The 15,677-nt window shown below is 68.4% G+C and carries 14 protein-coding genes; 8 read left to right on the top strand and 6 right to left on the bottom strand.

All coding sequences use genetic code 11. From position 1 onward, the window contains the following. Positions 1–332 precede the first annotated feature (332 nt). Entirely contained in the window at positions 333–3,878 is a 3,546-nt protein-coding gene (gene smc, locus CQ042_RS00770) for a chromosome segregation protein SMC (protein WP_105668329.1), read from the top strand. Between the two features lie 83 nt (positions 3,879–3,961). Here smc and CQ042_RS00765 read toward each other — a convergent pair whose 3' ends face one another. Further along, positions 3,962–4,678 (bottom strand): alpha/beta fold hydrolase, encoded by a 717-nt coding sequence (locus CQ042_RS00765; RefSeq protein WP_181157389.1) that lies wholly within the window; start codon positions 4,676–4,678, stop codon positions 3,962–3,964. A gap of 28 nt (positions 4,679–4,706) precedes the next feature. Here CQ042_RS00765 and ftsY point away from each other — a divergent pair, with 28 nt between their 5' ends. Beyond that, positions 4,707–5,579, top strand: coding sequence for a signal recognition particle-docking protein FtsY (gene ftsY, locus CQ042_RS00760; protein WP_105668328.1), 873 nt, complete (start codon positions 4,707–4,709; stop codon positions 5,577–5,579). Between the two features lie 44 nt (positions 5,580–5,623). Next, positions 5,624–6,124, top strand: a complete 501-nt coding sequence (locus CQ042_RS00755; RefSeq protein ID WP_105668327.1) for a DUF2004 domain-containing protein — start codon at positions 5,624–5,626, stop codon at positions 6,122–6,124. Positions 6,125–6,156: 32 nt separating this feature from the next. Here CQ042_RS00755 and lipA read toward each other — a convergent pair whose 3' ends face one another. After that, positions 6,157–7,146 (bottom strand): lipoyl synthase, encoded by a 990-nt coding sequence (gene lipA, locus CQ042_RS00750; protein ID WP_105668326.1) that lies wholly within the window; start codon positions 7,144–7,146, stop codon positions 6,157–6,159. Next, complete coding sequence (gene lipB, locus CQ042_RS00745) at positions 7,143–7,796, bottom strand: lipoyl(octanoyl) transferase LipB (protein WP_105668325.1); 654 nt, start codon at positions 7,794–7,796, stop codon at positions 7,143–7,145. Before lipB ends, lipA begins: the two co-directional genes overlap by 4 nt. A 99-nt stretch (positions 7,797–7,895) precedes the next feature. Between lipB and CQ042_RS00740 the strand changes: the two genes are divergently transcribed. The 4 genes from CQ042_RS00740 (at position 7,896) to ffh (ending at position 11,335) form a co-directional block, all read left to right on the top strand. After that, positions 7,896–8,480 carry a TetR/AcrR family transcriptional regulator gene (locus CQ042_RS00740; RefSeq protein WP_105668324.1) on the top strand — a complete coding sequence of 195 codons (585 nt, stop codon included), beginning with the start codon at positions 7,896–7,898 and terminating at the stop codon, positions 8,478–8,480. An 89-nt stretch (positions 8,481–8,569) separates the two neighbouring features. Continuing rightward, positions 8,570–9,265, top strand: a complete 696-nt coding sequence (locus CQ042_RS00735) for a hypothetical protein (protein WP_105668323.1) — start codon at positions 8,570–8,572, stop codon at positions 9,263–9,265. Beyond that, the gene (locus CQ042_RS00730; RefSeq protein ID WP_105668626.1) at positions 9,262–9,762 is read left to right on the top strand and encodes an RNA polymerase sigma factor; all 501 of its coding nucleotides are present in this window, start codon (positions 9,262–9,264) and stop codon (positions 9,760–9,762) included. The genes CQ042_RS00735 and CQ042_RS00730 overlap by 4 nt, the downstream gene beginning before the upstream one ends. 13 nt (positions 9,763–9,775) lie before the next feature. Beyond that, positions 9,776–11,335: a signal recognition particle protein gene (ffh, locus tag CQ042_RS00725; RefSeq protein ID WP_105668322.1), complete on the top strand. Its 1,560-nt coding sequence runs from the start codon at positions 9,776–9,778 to the stop codon at positions 11,333–11,335. A 34-nt stretch (positions 11,336–11,369) separates the two neighbouring features. Here the strand turns inward: ffh and CQ042_RS00720 are convergent, their stop codons facing one another. Then, the gene (locus CQ042_RS00720; RefSeq protein WP_105668321.1) at positions 11,370–12,287 is read right to left on the bottom strand and encodes an EamA family transporter; all 918 of its coding nucleotides are present in this window, start codon (positions 12,285–12,287) and stop codon (positions 11,370–11,372) included. Between the two features lie 78 nt (positions 12,288–12,365). On the opposite strand from CQ042_RS00720, the gene CQ042_RS00715 reads away from it, so the two are divergent. Then, positions 12,366–13,289 carry a LysR substrate-binding domain-containing protein gene (locus CQ042_RS00715; protein WP_105668320.1) on the top strand — a complete coding sequence of 308 codons (924 nt, stop codon included), beginning with the start codon at positions 12,366–12,368 and terminating at the stop codon, positions 13,287–13,289. 10 nt (positions 13,290–13,299) lie between these two features. On the opposite strand, the gene glpK is transcribed toward CQ042_RS00715, so the two are convergent. Then, positions 13,300–14,814 (bottom strand): glycerol kinase GlpK, encoded by a 1,515-nt coding sequence (gene glpK, locus CQ042_RS00710; RefSeq protein ID WP_105668319.1) that lies wholly within the window; start codon positions 14,812–14,814, stop codon positions 13,300–13,302. 40 nt (positions 14,815–14,854) lie between these two features. Further along, a complete protein-coding gene (locus CQ042_RS00705; RefSeq protein WP_105668318.1) occupies positions 14,855–15,610 on the bottom strand; it encodes an MIP/aquaporin family protein in 756 nt (251 codons plus the stop codon). Between the last annotated feature and the right edge of the window lie 67 nt (positions 15,611–15,677).

Genomic DNA, 15,677 nt, shown 5'->3' with positions numbered 1-15,677 from the left:
CGGGCCTGGATTCTCGGGGTGCGGTTCTACGAGAGCGTGCTCGCGGGGACGCCGGCGGTTACCGAGAACGCAGGGCGCGGCGCGAAATGCGCGGGCGCGGCGAGGCCAGTGGCCTGTGCGTTGAGCTGAGTCGTAATCATCGGTAACCTCCTTTCGTGTGGCGATCCGGAGGCCACGGTAGCGAACCACCGCGCTCAGCGTCAAGCACATCGGTCCGTTGCGGCGTGTCGCAGGTCGGCGTCGGTTCCGTGTCCGTCCGCGCGGGATGACTGTACAGGCGCGGAATTCCGGTAGCGTAGCCGCGTGATTCTCCCCGGACGAGCGGTGCCCGCATGCATCTGAAGAGCCTGACGCTCAAAGGGTTCAAGTCGTTCGCGCAGCCGACGAGTTTCGTGTTCGAGCCCGGCGTCACCTGCATCGTCGGTCCGAACGGTTCCGGCAAGTCGAACGTCGTCGATGCACTCGCCTGGGTGATGGGGGAGCAAGGCGCGAAGACGCTGCGCGGCGGCAAGATGGAAGACGTCATCTTCGCCGGCACGTCGACCCGGGGGCCGCTCGGACGCGCCGAGGTACAACTCACGATCGACAATGCCGACGGTGCGCTGCCGATCGAGTATGCGGAGGTAACGATCAGTCGCACGCTCTTCCGCAACGGGGCGAGCGAGTACGCGATCAACGGGGAGGGATGCCGGCTCCTCGATGTGCAGGAGCTGCTGAGTGATTCCGGTCTGGGTCGCGAGATGCACGTGATCGTCGGTCAGGGCCGCCTCGACACGGTGCTGCAGGCATCGCCGGAGGACAGACGCGGCTTCATCGAAGAAGCCGCGGGGATCCTCAAGCACCGTCGTCGCAAGGAGAAGACCCTTCGCAAGCTCGACGCCATGGAGACGAACCTCACACGTCTCAGCGATCTGGCGGGAGAGATCCGGCGACAGCTCAAGCCGCTGGGGCGTCAGGCGGAGATCGCACGCGAGGCGCAGACGATCGCTGCGGTCGTCCGTGACGCCAAGGCCCGCATCTTCGCCGATGACGTGGTGGCGCTGCGTGCCGCCCTCGCTGATCACACGCGCACGGAGCAGGAACGTCACACCGAGCGGCTGGTGCTCTCGGACCAGGCGGAAACGGTCCGTGCGAGCATCGCGCGTCTGGAGCAGGATCAGAACTCGGTCGCCGTCGACCAGGCGCGCAGCGTGGCGTTCGGTCTGGAGCAGGTGCAGGAGCGTATGCGCGGGCTGTACACGCTCGCGAATCAGCGCCTCGCCCTTCTCGGCTCCGACGAGGATGACGCGGCCGTCACCGCGGTCACCGTGACGCAGAGCACCATCGATGAGGCGAAGGACGAGATCGACGTGATCTCCGCCGGCCTGGGCGATGCGCAGGACGCGGCGGCGTCGGCGAGCCGCGATGTCGTGCTTGCACGGGCCGAACTCGACACGCTCGACGTGGACATCGCCGAGCAGAGTGCGCTCGTCTCGGAGTACGACATGCGGCTGTCCGCCCTGCGCGGCACGGCCGATGCCGCCGCCTCCGCCCTGGCGGCTGTGCGAGGCGCTGTGCTCCGGCAGGAGAATGCGCTCGAGGCCGCGAACGCGCGCAGGCGCGAGGCCGCGGATGCACTCGAGGCGATCGACGATGCGGAGACCCCCGAGGGCACCGCGGTGGAGCATGCGGCCGCCTATGACAGCGCGCAGCGGGCGTCGAGCGCGGCCGAAGCCGAACGGGAGACCCTGCGGGAGCGGCTGCATGCCGCGGAGCGCGAGGTCGACTCCCTGACGGCCAAGGCTGCCGCACTGAGCAGCGCCCTGGATCTCTCCGGCGGCGCCGCAGAGATCGTCAAGAGCGGGGGGAGGGGAGTGCGCGGCCTGGTCGGGGATTCCGTGCAGGTGCGGGCCGGCTATGAGGCGGCGATCGCCGCGGTTCTCGGTCCCCTCGCAGAGGGCGTGCTCATCGAGACGGCCGCCGATGCCTTCGCTCTCGCGGCAGAAGCCGCGGAACAGCGCAGGGGAGTGGTCGACTTCGTCATCGCCGATGCGCGTCGTCCGGAGGCGGTTCCCTCCGCAGTCGCGGGTGTCACTCCCGCGATCGATACGGTGACGGCTCCCGACGGCGTGCTCGGGGTGCTCTCCCATGTCCTCATCGCGGACGACCTGGAGTCTGCGCGCTCCGCGCGGGCGGCACTCGATATCGCCGGGGACACCTCGACGACGATCGTGACCGTGGGCGGTGACGTGATCACCGCGCAGACCCTGCGGACCGGGTCAGGAGGCGAGCGTTCACGTCTGGAGCTCGCGGCGGAGCGCGATGCGGCATCCGAGCGCCTCACCGAGATCCAGATCGTGGTCGATTCGCTCCGTGAGGCCCGCGAGGATGCGAACGAGGCTGTGGAGACCACGAGGCGTCAGGCCAAGGACGCGCTGCGCGCCCTCCGCGAGCACGACGCGGCTCTGGCGACGCATGCCGAGCAGATGAACCGCGTCACGGTGCGGCATGAGTCGGCTGTGGCGGAGTGCGAGCGGCTGGAGGCCGGCCTCGTCCAGGCCCAGGCTGCTGTGTCCGACGCCGAGGCGAAGGCGGAGGCGGCGAAGGCGGAGCTGGATGAGGCGATCGCGGCGCCGCGTCCCGTCCTCGACGCGTCGGCACGCGACGGCCTGCTCGAGGCTCTCGAGCTCGCGCGCGAAGGCGAGGTGACGGCGAGGCTGGAGATCGAGACGCTGAGAGAACGCGTGCGTGCGGCTCAAACCAGGGTCGCGAGCCTCGAACGTCAGCGCGAGCAGGAACGGGACGCGGCTGCGGAGACCGCTCGACGAGCAGTGATCCGTCGCGCACAGCGCGAGGCGGCCTCGGGGGTGGCCGAGGAGCTCCCGCGCATCCTCGACTCCCTGGACCGATCCGTGACCGAGGCGCGTGTCGCGCTCGCGGAGGCGGAGGCCGCGCGGTCGGCTCAGAACCAAGAGCTCGTCGGACTTCGAGCGCAGGAGACCTCACTGCGGGAACGCCTCGCCGGACTCACCGAGAGCGTGCACGGGCTCGAACTGCAGATCCATGAGAAGAAGCTGCACCTCAACAGTCTGCTCGAACGCGTGTCCTCCGAGCTCGCGCTCGACGAAGATATTCTTGTTGCGGAATATGGTCCTGACCAGCTGGTTCCCCGTGATCCAGGCGCTGAATCCGTCGCTGACGATCTCCTCGACGACACCGCGATCCCCTTCGATCGCCGCATCCAGCAGCGTCGGCTCGCCGAGGCCGAACGCAAGCTCGCACAGCTCGGCCGAGTGAATCCGCTTGCTCTCGAGGAGTTCGCCGCTCTCGAGCAGCGGCACGCGTTCCTGACCGAGCAATTGTCTGACCTCACCCAGACCCGGCAGGACCTCCTCACGATCATCGCCGATCTCGATGAGCGGATGCAGACGATCTTCGCCAGTGCCTTCGAAGACACGAAGGAGGCATTCGGACAGGTGTTCCCGCTCCTGTTCCCCGGCGGCACGGGGAGCATCTCGCTCACCGACCCCGACAACATGCTGACGACCGGCATCGAAGTCTCGGTGCGCCCGGTCGGCAAGAAGATCGAGCGCCTGTCCCTTCTCTCCGGCGGGGAGCGTTCGCTGGCGGCGGTGGCCCTGCTCGTGGCGATCTTCAAGGCGCGGCCGAGCCCGTTCTACATCCTCGACGAGGTCGAGGCCGCACTCGACGATGCGAACCTCGGTCGACTGCTCACAGTGTTCGAGCAGCTGAGGGAGAGCTCGCAGCTGCTCGTCATCACCCACCAGAAGCGCACGATGGAGATCGCCGATGCCCTGTACGGGGTATCGATGCGTCAGGACGGCGTGTCCGCCGTCGTGGGTCAGCGCGTCGGCGACCGGGCGGCAGCCGCCGTCTGACTGCCGCACGCGCCAGCTGACAGCCGCACGCGCCAGCCGCGGCGGAAGTCCGGATGGTCCGGGGGTCCGCGGGCGTGTCGGGGTCAGCCTCCGAACGACACGCCGTGATCGTCTGGGTTTTCGCGAACCGCATCCCGCTCGAATCCTGCAACCAGCGCGGGGAACGTCGGAAGGTCTTGAGGCCGATGCCCCGCGCCGGCAAGCGTCTCGTGTCGCGCGCCCTCCGTTGTCAGCACGGCGGCGATCTCCTCATATTCGCCGTTCCAACCGCCGGTGACCACGAGAGTCGGGACGCTCCGCACCATCGATGCGCGCACGCCGTGCCCCCAGGGCAGGTTCGTCGCGGCCCAATGCTGCGCGATCGGTCGCTCTCGATCCCAGAGTTCGTCGTCGTACGGGCCGCCGAACATCAACGGCCGCAGGATCGCCCAGAACCCGCGGAGGTCCCCGGTCGCTGCGAGTGCACGCGCCTCGGAAACGATGCTGATGTGGCGTTCGACCGGCGCCGAGCCGCGAGCGATGTCGTAGAGCGCGGGTTCGACCAGCACCAGACCTGTGACGTCGACGGAGCGCGAGGCCGCAGCGAGGACGGCGGGGACGGCTCCGATCGAGTGGGCGAACAGGATCACACGGGTACCGGAGCCTGCACTCAGGAGGGAGGCGACCTGCTGCTCGATGGAGGACTCGGAGGGGAACGAGAAGAACCGCCCCGCGCCGATGCCCTGCGCCGGCCATGCATCCCTGCCTCGGCGCCCAGCACCATGCACGTACACACGCTCGAATCCGGATGCGGGGTTCATCCCCTGACGGTACCCGTAGGCTGGAGGGATGGCGGAGAAGTCCTGGTCTCTTGGTCGCGCACTGCGCGGCATGTTCGTCAAGCCCACGATCGATGAGACGACCTGGGAGGACCTCGAGACGGCTCTCATCACCGCCGACTTCGGACCCGACATCAGCGAGCGTGTCGTCGACGAGCTTCGCGCGAAGGTCGAGAAGTACCGGACGACGGACCCCAAGGATCTCCAGCGCATGCTGCGAGAGACCCTCGAGGAGCATTTCGCGAAGTTCGACACGACTCTCAAGCTCACGGAACGCCCGGCCGTCGTGCTGGTCGTCGGTGTCAACGGCGTCGGCAAGACGACGACGATCGGCAAGTTCACCAAGTTCCTCCGCGGATATCAGCGCAGCGTCGTGGTGGGGGCGGCCGACACGTTCCGAGCGGCGGCGGTCGACCAGCTCGCCACGTGGGCTCAGCGCGGCGGCGCCGCGATCGTGCGTCCGCAGCAGGAGGGACAGGACCCTGCGTCCGTCGCCTTCCAGACCGTCGAGTATGCGAAGCGCGAAGGCATCGAGATCGCGATCATCGACACGGCTGGGCGTCTGCACACCAAGGGCGGCCTCATGGACGAGCTCTCGAAGATCAGGCGCGTGGTCGAGAAGCAGGCGCCGATCAGCGAGGTGCTGCTCGTGCTCGACGCCACCACAGGTCAGAACGGCGTGATGCAGGCAGAGGCCTTCCTCGAGCACGCCGGCGTCACGGGCCTCGTCCTCACCAAGCTCGACGGGTCCGCCAAGGGCGGGTTCGTGCTCGCCGTCCAGGAGCGCACGGGCATCCCGGTCAAGCTGCTCGGACAGGGCGAGGGGATCGACGATCTCACCGGTTTCACCCCCCATGTGTTCGTCCAGTCGCTGGTCGGTTGATGACGGGACTACCGCAGTGAGCACGAGGCTGGTTTCATAGCGTTATGGCGATCGAACACGACTACTTCGGACTCCTGTCCTCGGGACCAGACGGCTCGATCTTCTGGTCGGAGACCGTCGAGCTGGGCGACCAGAGCGTCACCGTCGATCTGACGGCGCCCGACCAGGACGACGTGTCCGCCGACGCGCTCGACATCGCCGCATCGCTCATCGCCGGACTCGAGAGCGTGGACGACACGGCACGCCGGGGCATGCTCGCGGAGGTCGATGACCGGACCAGCGAGGTCACCGAGTACATCCTTCAGCAGCAGGAGACCTACGGTGACGATCTGCCTGAGGTGCTCGTCGACGTCTCGGGGGATGCCGCCGTCGACATCATCCGCTCGCTGCGCCTGATGAGCATGACGATCCTCGCGGACGAGCACGGCGGCTCTGAGCCGTTCGCCGTCCTCGAATACGCCCTCGACGACAGCTCGACGGATGACGTGCTGCTCGTGAACCTCGGCTCCGACGGTAGCGTGCAGTCCGTCATGAGCGCCGACTGAACCGTCGTTCCGAGCGGTGCCAGGACGGTCGGTCAGACCGCCTGAGCGAAGCCCAGGTCTGCGCTGTCGGCGATGTGTGCGAGGTGCTCCGGGATGTCCCGACCCTTGGAGACCATCGACTGCGCCCACAGGCGCCCAGCACGGTACGACGACCGGACCAGGGGCCCGGCGAGGACACCGAGGAAGCCGATGCGCTCCGCCTCCTCTTTGAACTCCAGGAACTCCGCCGGCTTCACCCAGCGCGAGACCGGGAGGTGACGAGGCGACGGACGCAGGTACTGGGTGATGGTGATGATGTCGCAGCCGGCGTCGTGCAGGTCGTGCAGCGCCTGGATGACCTCCTCCGGCTCTTCGCCCATACCGAGGATGAGGTTCGACTTCGTGATCAGACCGGCATCCCGCGCCTGCGTCAGCACGTTGAGGGAGCGTTCGTGGCGGAAGGCCGGGCGGATGCGCTTGAAGATGCGCGGCACGGTCTCGACGTTGTGCGCGAACACCTCAGGGCGCGCATCGAAGATCTGACCCAGGAACGCGGGATCGGCGTTGTGCTCGTTCGCGAGCAGTTCGACGCCCGTGTTCGGGTTGAGCTCGTGGATCTTCCGCACCGTCTCGGCATTGAGCCACGCGCCGGTGTCGGGCAGATCATCGCGGGCCACGCTCGTCACCGTGGCGTAGCGGAGGTTCATCCGCACGACGCTCTCGGCCACGCGTCGGGGCTCGTCGGTGTCGTAGGCATCGGGTTTCCCGGTGTCGATCTGGCAGAAGTCGCAGCGCCGGGTGCACTGGGAGCCGCCGATGAGGAAGGTCGCCTCCCGGTCCTCCCAGCACTCGTAGATGTTCGGGCAGCCGGCCTCCTGGCAGACCGTGTGCAGGTCTTCGCTCTTCACGAGGGAGTGGAGCGCCGTGTACTCGAGGCCCATCTTCGCCTTCGTCTTGATCCACTCCGGCTTGCGTTCGATCGGCGTCTCGGCGTTCCGGATCTCGAGGCGGAGGAGCTTGCGGCCCTCGGGTGCAGCGGTCATGCGTTGGCTCCTGACAGTTCGGTTCCCGCGTACTCCGCGAGGAAGGCTTCTTGCACCGGATCGACGAGATCGACGGGGGAGACGGCCGAACCGACGACCTCGCTCACCGTCGTGACCCCGGCGTCGGTGATGCCGCAGGGGATGATGCCGCGGAACCCCGCCAGGGAGTTGTCGCAGTTGATGGCGAACCCGTGCATCGTCACGCCCTGCTGCACGCGCACCCCGATCGCCGCGACCTTGTCTTCGGAGAGCGGTCGACGCACCCAGACACCGCTGCGTCCGGCGACCTGATAGCCGTCGACGCCGAGTGGGCGCAGGACCTCGATGAGCAGACGCTCCAGTCGGCGGACGTGGGCGACGACGTCGATGGGTTCGACCAGCCGCACGATGGGATATCCGACGAGCTGCCCTGGTCCGTGCCAGGTGATCTTGCCGCCGCGATCGACGTCGATCACGGGCGTGCCGTCCTGTGGGCGCTCCTGCGGCTCGGTTCGCTTGCCTGCGGTGTACACCCCCTCGTGTTCGAGGAGGATCAAGGTGTCCGGCCGCGCGCCTTCGACGATGTCGGCGTGTACGCGACGCTGCAACTCCCACCCGTCGAGGTAGGGCACAGGGGTCGGAGCGAATCCGGGGGTGAGGATCTCGAGCATCACATGGTCACCTTCGTCGGGTAAATGGACTGAGGGCAACAATACTCCTCCGGGGATGCTCGGGCGCGCCTGCGCCGCACCTCGCGGTAGCGTGAGGGCATGAGTTCCACCGGTCGAGCGGGGCGCCCGAAGGCGTCGTCGAGGGAGACGCTGGCAGAGGCGGCGTGCGAGCTCTTCCTGGAGCGCGGCTACGACGCGACATCCGTGGCCGACATCACACAGCGCGCCGGTGTCAGCCGTTCGAGCTTCTTCAACTATTTCTCCTCCAAGAGCGACGTGCTGTGGTCGGGGCTCGACGCCAGGATCGCCGCGAGCGTGGACGCCCTGGCCGAGCTCGGCGACCGCGCGGACGGGGACGCCGTGCGTGCGGTGCTGCGCGAGGTCCTGCGGGACTTCGCACCGGACCCGCTGGCGCTCGCCCTGCGGAACAGGGCCGCCATGGGCCTGGAGCAGGAGCTGGTCCGCGATACCGGCGTGCGCCAGGCGCGGCTGGCCGCGGCGATCGCCCAGGCGGCTGTGGCCGCAGGCATCAGTACCATCCGCGCCGACATCCTCGGCGCCGCGCACGCGGCTGCCCTCTTCTCGTCTTTGCGGGTATGGGCCGAGCAGGGAGCGGGACGCGTGACTCCGGACGCCCTGCTCGACGAGGCGCAGTCCGGCATCGACGACCTTCGCTGGGGCTGACCCGCATCGACCGTGGACGTTTCGCGGTGTGCCGGACAGGTCAGGAGTGAACCCTCCTGTTCGAGGTGGGCGCAACGGAGGAGAAGCTCATGGACGACGACCTGTTCGACGACGGTCTTGCCCGATCGAACCCGGCGACCGTCACCCGGCGACCGGATCTCGATGTCGCGTTGCGCGCCATGGTGCGGGACGCCGAAGACACGGCTCGACCGGTTCGGCCGCGTCGACGGGCGACGGTAGGCGTCGCGGCCGCCACGGCGTTGGCGCTCGTCATCGGTGGGGGCGGTGTTGCCGTCGCATCCGGGCTGGTCTCGTGGCCCGGCGGATTCGAGGACCCTGACGGCGCCTACTCGTTCAGCCTCCCGAGTGGTCGAGCATGCGAGGTGCGACTGATCATCGGGGATCCAGCAACGATCGACGATCCGACCGCTGAGGTGGACCGGAGCACCGACACGGAGACGCAGCGCGCGCTTCAGGATGAGGTCGCCCAGTGGCTGAGAGGGGGAGCGCTGGATCGTGCCCTCAACCTTCCCGCCGCCGAAGCCGAGGTGAGGGCCATCTACGACGAGCAGGCGGTGGTGGGAATGACCGTGATCATCGGAGCGGACGGCTGGCTCGAGGACGCGGCCTCGGTTCCCGGTCGGCCGGACGCTGACGACATCCACGCGTTCGCGGTCGATCGGGCCGTCGGTGAGGCGATGACCGCACATCTGAAGGAAAGAGGGTTCCCGGAGAACTCCTGGACGTTCAGCTCCGAGGGTGGTGTCAAGTGCGCCGGCGCATGACCGACGGATCCGCACTGCTCACCGCCGCTCTCGAGGCCTCCGCCGCCGACATCCTCGCGTACCTCCAACGCAGGGCCGGCCCCGACGACGCCCCCGATCTGCTCGGAGAGACCATGGTGGTGGCGTGGCGCCGGGTCGCCGAGCTTCCCGTCGACGCCGAGCGCGCCCGCATGTGGCTCTTCGGCATCGCTCGAGGAGCGCTGCTCAACCACGCCCGTGGTTCGCGGCGCCGATGGGCGCTGGCCGACCGGATCCGTCTGCAGGTCCGCGAGAACGCGTGCGCCCCGCCGTCGGATGCCGGTGCCGATGTGCGCGACGCGATCGCGCGCCTCGATCTCGACCTCGCCGAAGTCGTGCGTCTCGTGCATTGGGAGGGCTTCTCGCTCGCCGAGGCGGGCGAGATCATCGGCATCCCCGCCTCCACCGCTCGCGGCCGCTATCAGAGGGCGAAGGCCGAGCTCCGCGCCGCGCTGAGCATGGAGGCTCCGCTCGCGTAGAATCGACAGCACCATGGCTACCTTTGGCACGCTCTCCGATCGGCTCACCGAGACCTTCCGCAACCTGCGCACGAAGGGAAAGCTCACCGCGGCCGACGTCGACGGCACCGTGCGTGAGATCCGTCGCGCGCTGCTCGACGCCGACGTCGCACTCGTCGTCGTCAAGGAGTTCACCGCGAAGGTGCGCGAGCGCGCACTCGGTGACGAGGTCAACAAGGCGCTCAATCCCGCGCAGCAGGTCGTGCAGATCGTCAACGAGGAGCTCGTGCAGATCCTCGGCGGCGAGCAGCGACGCCTGCAGTTCGCGAAGACGGCACCGACGGTCATCATGCTCGCGGGCCTCCAGGGCTCCGGTAAGACGACCTTCGCCGGCAAGCTCGCGAAACAGCTCGAGGGCGAGGGGCACACCCCGCTGCTCGTCGCCGCCGACCTTCAGCGCCCGAACGCGGTGAACCAGCTGCAGGTCGTGGCGGAGCAGGCCGGTGCCACGGTCTTCGCTCCCGAGCCGGGCAACGGCGTCGGCGACCCCGTCAAGGTCTCTCGCGATGGCGTCGACTACGCCCGCCGTCAGCAGCACGACGTCGTGATCATCGACACCGCCGGCCGCCTCGGCGTCGATGCCGAACTCATGAAGCAGGCAGCCGACATCCGCAAGGCCGTCGACCCCGACGAGGTCCTGTTCGTCATCGACGCGATGATCGGTCAGGATGCCGTCAACACGGCCAAGGCGTTCCAGGAGGGCGTCGACTTCACCGGTGTCGTGCTCTCGAAGCTCGACGGAGACGCGCGCGGTGGCGCTGCGCTCTCGGTGGCCTCCGTCACCGGCCGGCCGATCATCTTCGCCTCGACGGGCGAGCGCCTCGAGGATCTCGAGCCGTTCCACCCCGACCGCATGGCGAGCCGCATCCTCGACCTCGGCGACATCCTGACCCTCATCGAGCAGGCCCAGCAGGCCTTCGACGAGGAAGAGGCCATGAAGATGGCCGAGAAGCTCGCGACAGAGGCCTTCACGCTCGAGGACTTCCTCGACCAGCTTCAGCAGATGAAGAAGATGGGCTCGATGAAGAAGATGCTCGGGATGCTCCCGGGCATGGGGCAGATGAAGCAGCAGCTCGACGACTTCGACGAGCGCGAGATCGATCGCACCGAGGCCATCATCCGTTCGATGACACCGGGGGAGCGCCGCAACCCCAAGGTGCTCAACGGCTCTCGCCGCCTGCGCATCGCCCGCGGTTCGGGCATGACCGTCACCGACGTGAACCAGCTCGTGCAGCGCTTCGAGCAGGCCGCCAAGATGATGAAGACGGTGGCGCGCGGTGGCACGCCCAACATCCCCGGCATGGGGGCGGTGCCCGGCATGGGGCGTCCCGGTGCGTCGTCGAAGCGCGGCAAGAAGGCGAAGTCCTCGGGCGGCTCCCGGTCGGGGAACCCGGCGAAGCGCGCCGCCGAGAACGCGGGTATCGCCTCGACCGCGACGCCGACGGGATCGGGATTCGGGCTCGGCGGCGGTGCTGCTCAGGCACCGAGCGAGGCAGAACTCGCTGAGATCCAGAAGCTCTTCGGCAAGAGCTGACCGGCAGCGCTGATCGGCAGGAGTCGATCGGCGCTCAGCGGGGCGCCGCCAGTGCCGCAGGCGACGACGGTTCCACCCGCCGTGGGGGATTCGCTGCGGGCGGGCGGGTGACGACCTGCCCCAGGACCAGGGCGCCGATCGTGAGAGCGAGACCGATCGCCTGGATCGCGGTGAAGCGCTCGCCTGCGACCAGCACGCCCAGTGTGGTGGCGACGACGGGGGAGAGCAGCGCCAGTAGACCCGTCGCGATCATCGGAAGCTGCTGGACCCCGCGGAACCAGAGCGTGTAGGCCACGATTCCTCCGGCGGTTCCGAGCCAGAGGTACCCGAGAGCGGCGCCGGCATCGATCGTGGAGGGCACGCCTTCGACGATGAGCGTAAGCGGCAGCAGGAGCAGCCCGCCGGCGCTGAGCTGCCAGCCCGCGTAGGCGACCGGGCCGACGCCGGACGGTCGACCCCACCGCTTTGTCAGGATCATCCCCACCCCGGTCGCCGTGACCCCGCCGAGCGCGGCGAGGACTCCCCAGGCATCGAGCTCGGCCGCCGGGCCCAGGACGACCAGCGCGACGCCCCCGGCCCCGACGACGGCGGCCGCAGCCGTCACGGGCCGGATCCGCTCCTGCAGGACGAGAGCGCCGAGTATCAGGACGATGAGTGGCTGCGCCCCCGCGACCGCGGCGGCGACGCCGCCGGGGAGTCGTTCGGCAGCGAGGAAGAGGAGCGGGAAGAACGCTGCGATGTTCAGGGCTCCGAGGGCGAAGGCCTTTCCCCACCACGACCCGCGCGGAAGTCGACGGCTGATCAGCACGGCGAGCAGCCCGGCCGGGAGGGACCGGAGCAGGCCGGCGAACATCGGATGGCCGGCGGGGAGGAGCTCGGTGGTCACGAGATAGGTGGTTCCCCATGCGATGGGAGCGAGTGCGGTCAACAGCACCAGTGCCAGGCGGTTCATACTTCCAGGGTGCGCGGCGAGCATCGATGAGTCCAAGGCATAGTTGTCACGCTTTAGATGAAGCGTGATCATGGATGGATGGAACTCCAACAGCTCCGCTACGTCGTGGAAGTCGCCGAGACCTCGAGCTTCACCCGCGCCGCCGAACGATGCTTCGTCACGCAGTCGGCGCTGAGTCACCAGATCGCCGCGCTCGAGCGCGAACTCGGCCGACGGCTGTTCGTGCGGTCGAGTCGCAGCGTGCGCCTGAGCGAGGCCGGTGCAGCCTTCGTTGAGCACGCGCGCATCGCGCTGCGGGCCGCTGAGCAGGCGAAGGAGGATGCCGCCGCCGCCGACGGCGTCGTCGTGGGCACGCTTCGGATCGGGGTCATCCCGACGGTGACCGCCATCGACCTCCCGGCAGCGCTCGTGGCGTACCGCGCGGCTCATCCGCTCGCGAGGGTCGAGTTGCGGGTCGGTAACAGCGACGTCCTGATGGGGGCACTCCGTCGGGGCGACCTCGACGTCGCCGTGCTCGGCCTGCGCGAGGGGGTGGATCCGGTCGGGGTGGCATCGCGCGTTCTGTCCCACGACCGTCTCGTCGCCGTGGTCCCTCGAGGGCACGAGCTGGCGGCATCCGGGGCGATCGGACTCGCAGATCTCGCCGGCCTGACGTTCGCCGACTTCCCGGCGGCGACCTCCGGCCGAGCCCAGAGCGACGCCGCGTTCGCGTCCGCCGGCCTGACGCGCGACGTCGCGTTCGAGGCCGACTCCGCGTCGCTCATCCTCGGGCTGGTCGAAGCAGGACTGGCGGTGACGCTGCTCGCGCCGGGGACTGTCGCGAGGTCGGGGGTCGACGTCGAGACCGCCGATGTACGCGACGGCCCGTCGCGCGTCGAGTACATCGCCTGGGACGTCACCGCGCCGCGCACTGCGGCCAGAGCGTTCCTGGCCGTCGCCGAGCAGCTCGCGGTCGGGAACACGAAAGCGGGCCCGGAGCAGAACTCCGGACCCGCCTCGTGATGCCGTCAGATCACTTCACGTCCTCGTCGACCCAGTCCATCGACTTCGTGACGGCCTTGCGCCACAGACGCAGCTGCCGGTCGCGCTCGCCCTCTTCCATCGAGGGCTCCCAGCGCTTGTCCTCCTGCCAGTTCGCAGAGAGGTCATCGAGACCGTTCCAGAATCCGACGGCGAGCCCGGCAGCGTAAGCCGCACCCAGCGCCGTGGTCTCGGCGACGACCGGACGCACCACAGGGACGCCGAGGACATCCGCCTGGAACTGCATGAGTGCGTCGTTGGCGACCATCCCGCCGTCGACCTTGAGCTCGGTCAGATCCACGCCGGCATCCGCGTTGACCGCGTCGAGCACGTCGCGGGTCTGGAAGGCCACGGCCTCCAGGGCGGCGCGCGCGATGTGGCTCTTGTTCGCGTAGCGGGTCAGGCCCACGATGGCGCCACGGGCGTCCGGGCGCCAGTACGGTGCGAACAGACCCGAGAACGCCGGGACGATGTACACCCCGCCGTTGTCCTCGACCTGCTCGGCCAGCTTCTCGACCTCGGGGGCCGAGGAGATGATGCCGAGCTGGTCGCGCAGCCACTGGATGAGCGATCCCGTGACGGCGATCGATCCCTCCAGCGCGTAGTGCGTCGGTCCATCGCCGAGCTTGTAGCCGACGGTGGTGAGCAGCCCGTTCTTCGAGTGGACGATCTCCTCGCCCGTGTTGAAGATCAGGAAGCAGCCAGTGCCGTAGGTGTTCTTGCTCTCACCGGTCTGGAAAGCCGCCTGCCCGAACGTCGCGGCCTGCTGGTCGCCCAGGATGCCGGCGATCGGTGTCTCGCGCAGCAGCGACGAGCTCTCGGCCGTGCCGTAGACCTCGGACGAGGAACGGATCTCCGGCATCATCGAACGCGGCACGCCGAACGCCTCGAGGATGTCGTCGCGCCATTCGAGCGTCTCGAGGTCCATGAACATCGTGCGGGAGGCGTTGGTGACGTCGGTCGCGTGCACTCCGCCGTCCGCACCGCCCGTCAGGTTCCACAGGACCCAGCAGTCGGTCGTGCCGAAAAGCAGATCGCCCGCCTCTGCCTTCTCACGGGCCCCGTCGACGTTCTCGAGGATCCAGGCGATCTTCGTGCCGGAGAAGTAGGTCGCCAGCGGAAGACCGACGACCGGCTTGAACCGCTCCACGCCGCCGTCGGCCGCGAGGCGGTCGACGATCTCCTGCGTACGGGTGTCCTGCCAGACGATCGCGTTGTAGATCGGCTTGCCGGTCTTCTTGTCCCACACGACAGCGGTCTCGCGCTGGTTCGTGATCCCGACGGCCGCGATGTCGTGGCGGGTGAGGTCTGCGCGCCCGAGGGCGAGACCGATGACCTCCTGGACGTTGCGCCAGATCTCGGCCGCGTCGTGCTCGACCCAACCGGCCTTCGGAAGGATCTGCTCATGCTCCTTCTGGCCGGTCGCGACGATGCTCCCCTTCTTGTCGAAGATGATCGCGCGGCTCGACGTCGTTCCCTGGTCGATCGCGATGATGTAGTCAGCCACTTGTGCTCTCCTTTGAATTCCAGTGCGGATGAAGTGCGGGTCAGCCGGCGAGGCCGAGCAGCACGGGGGCGGCCAGAGCGGCGATCACACCACCGATGAGCGGACCGACGACAGGGACCCACGAGTAGGACCAGTCGCTGGCGCCCTTGCCCTTGATCGGCAGGATGGCGTGGGCGATGCGCGGACCGAGGTCACGGGCAGGGTTGATCGCGTAGCCGGTCGGGCCACCGAGGGAAGCGCCGATCGCGACGACGAGGAGTGCCACCGGCAGAGCCGTGAGCGGGCCGAGGCCTCCGGGCGTGCCGACCTCGATGTCGCCGTAGTCGGCGAACGCGAAGATGACGAACACCAGCACGAACGTGCCGATGATCTCCGTGACGAGGTTCCATCCGTAGGAGCGGATCGCGGGGCCGGTGGAGAAGACGCCGAGCTTGTTGGCGGCCTCCGGCTCCTCGTCGAAGTGCTGCTTGTAGGCGAGCCACACGACGATCGCGCCGAGGATCGCTCCCACGAGCTCCGCGGCCGTGGCCGTCAGGAACATCACGAAGCTGATCTTGCCGGCGACCAGGAGGCCGATGCCGACGGCGGGGTTGAGGATCGCGCCGGAGTAGGCCGAGACGAGCACACCGGCGAAGACCGCGAGGCCCCATCCCCAGTTGACCATCAGGAAGCCGCCGCCGAAGCCCTTGTTCTTCGCGAGAGCGACGTTCGCTACGACACCACATCCGAGCAACACCAGCATCGCCGTGCCGACCAGTTCGGAGAGGAAGTAGAGACCGAGATTCACATCAGCCATGTCTTCTTTGACCTTTCTTGTGTGTCGGGGCCCCTCTGCCCCGACACGTTATGAGGGTTGCGCCGCG

This window comes from Microbacterium sp. MYb62, assembly GCF_002979475.1.
GTDB lineage: Bacteria > Actinomycetota > Actinomycetes > Actinomycetales > Microbacteriaceae > Microbacterium.
Note: the sequence above shows the minus strand (reverse complement) of the source record. Positions and strands in the feature narration are given on the sequence as shown.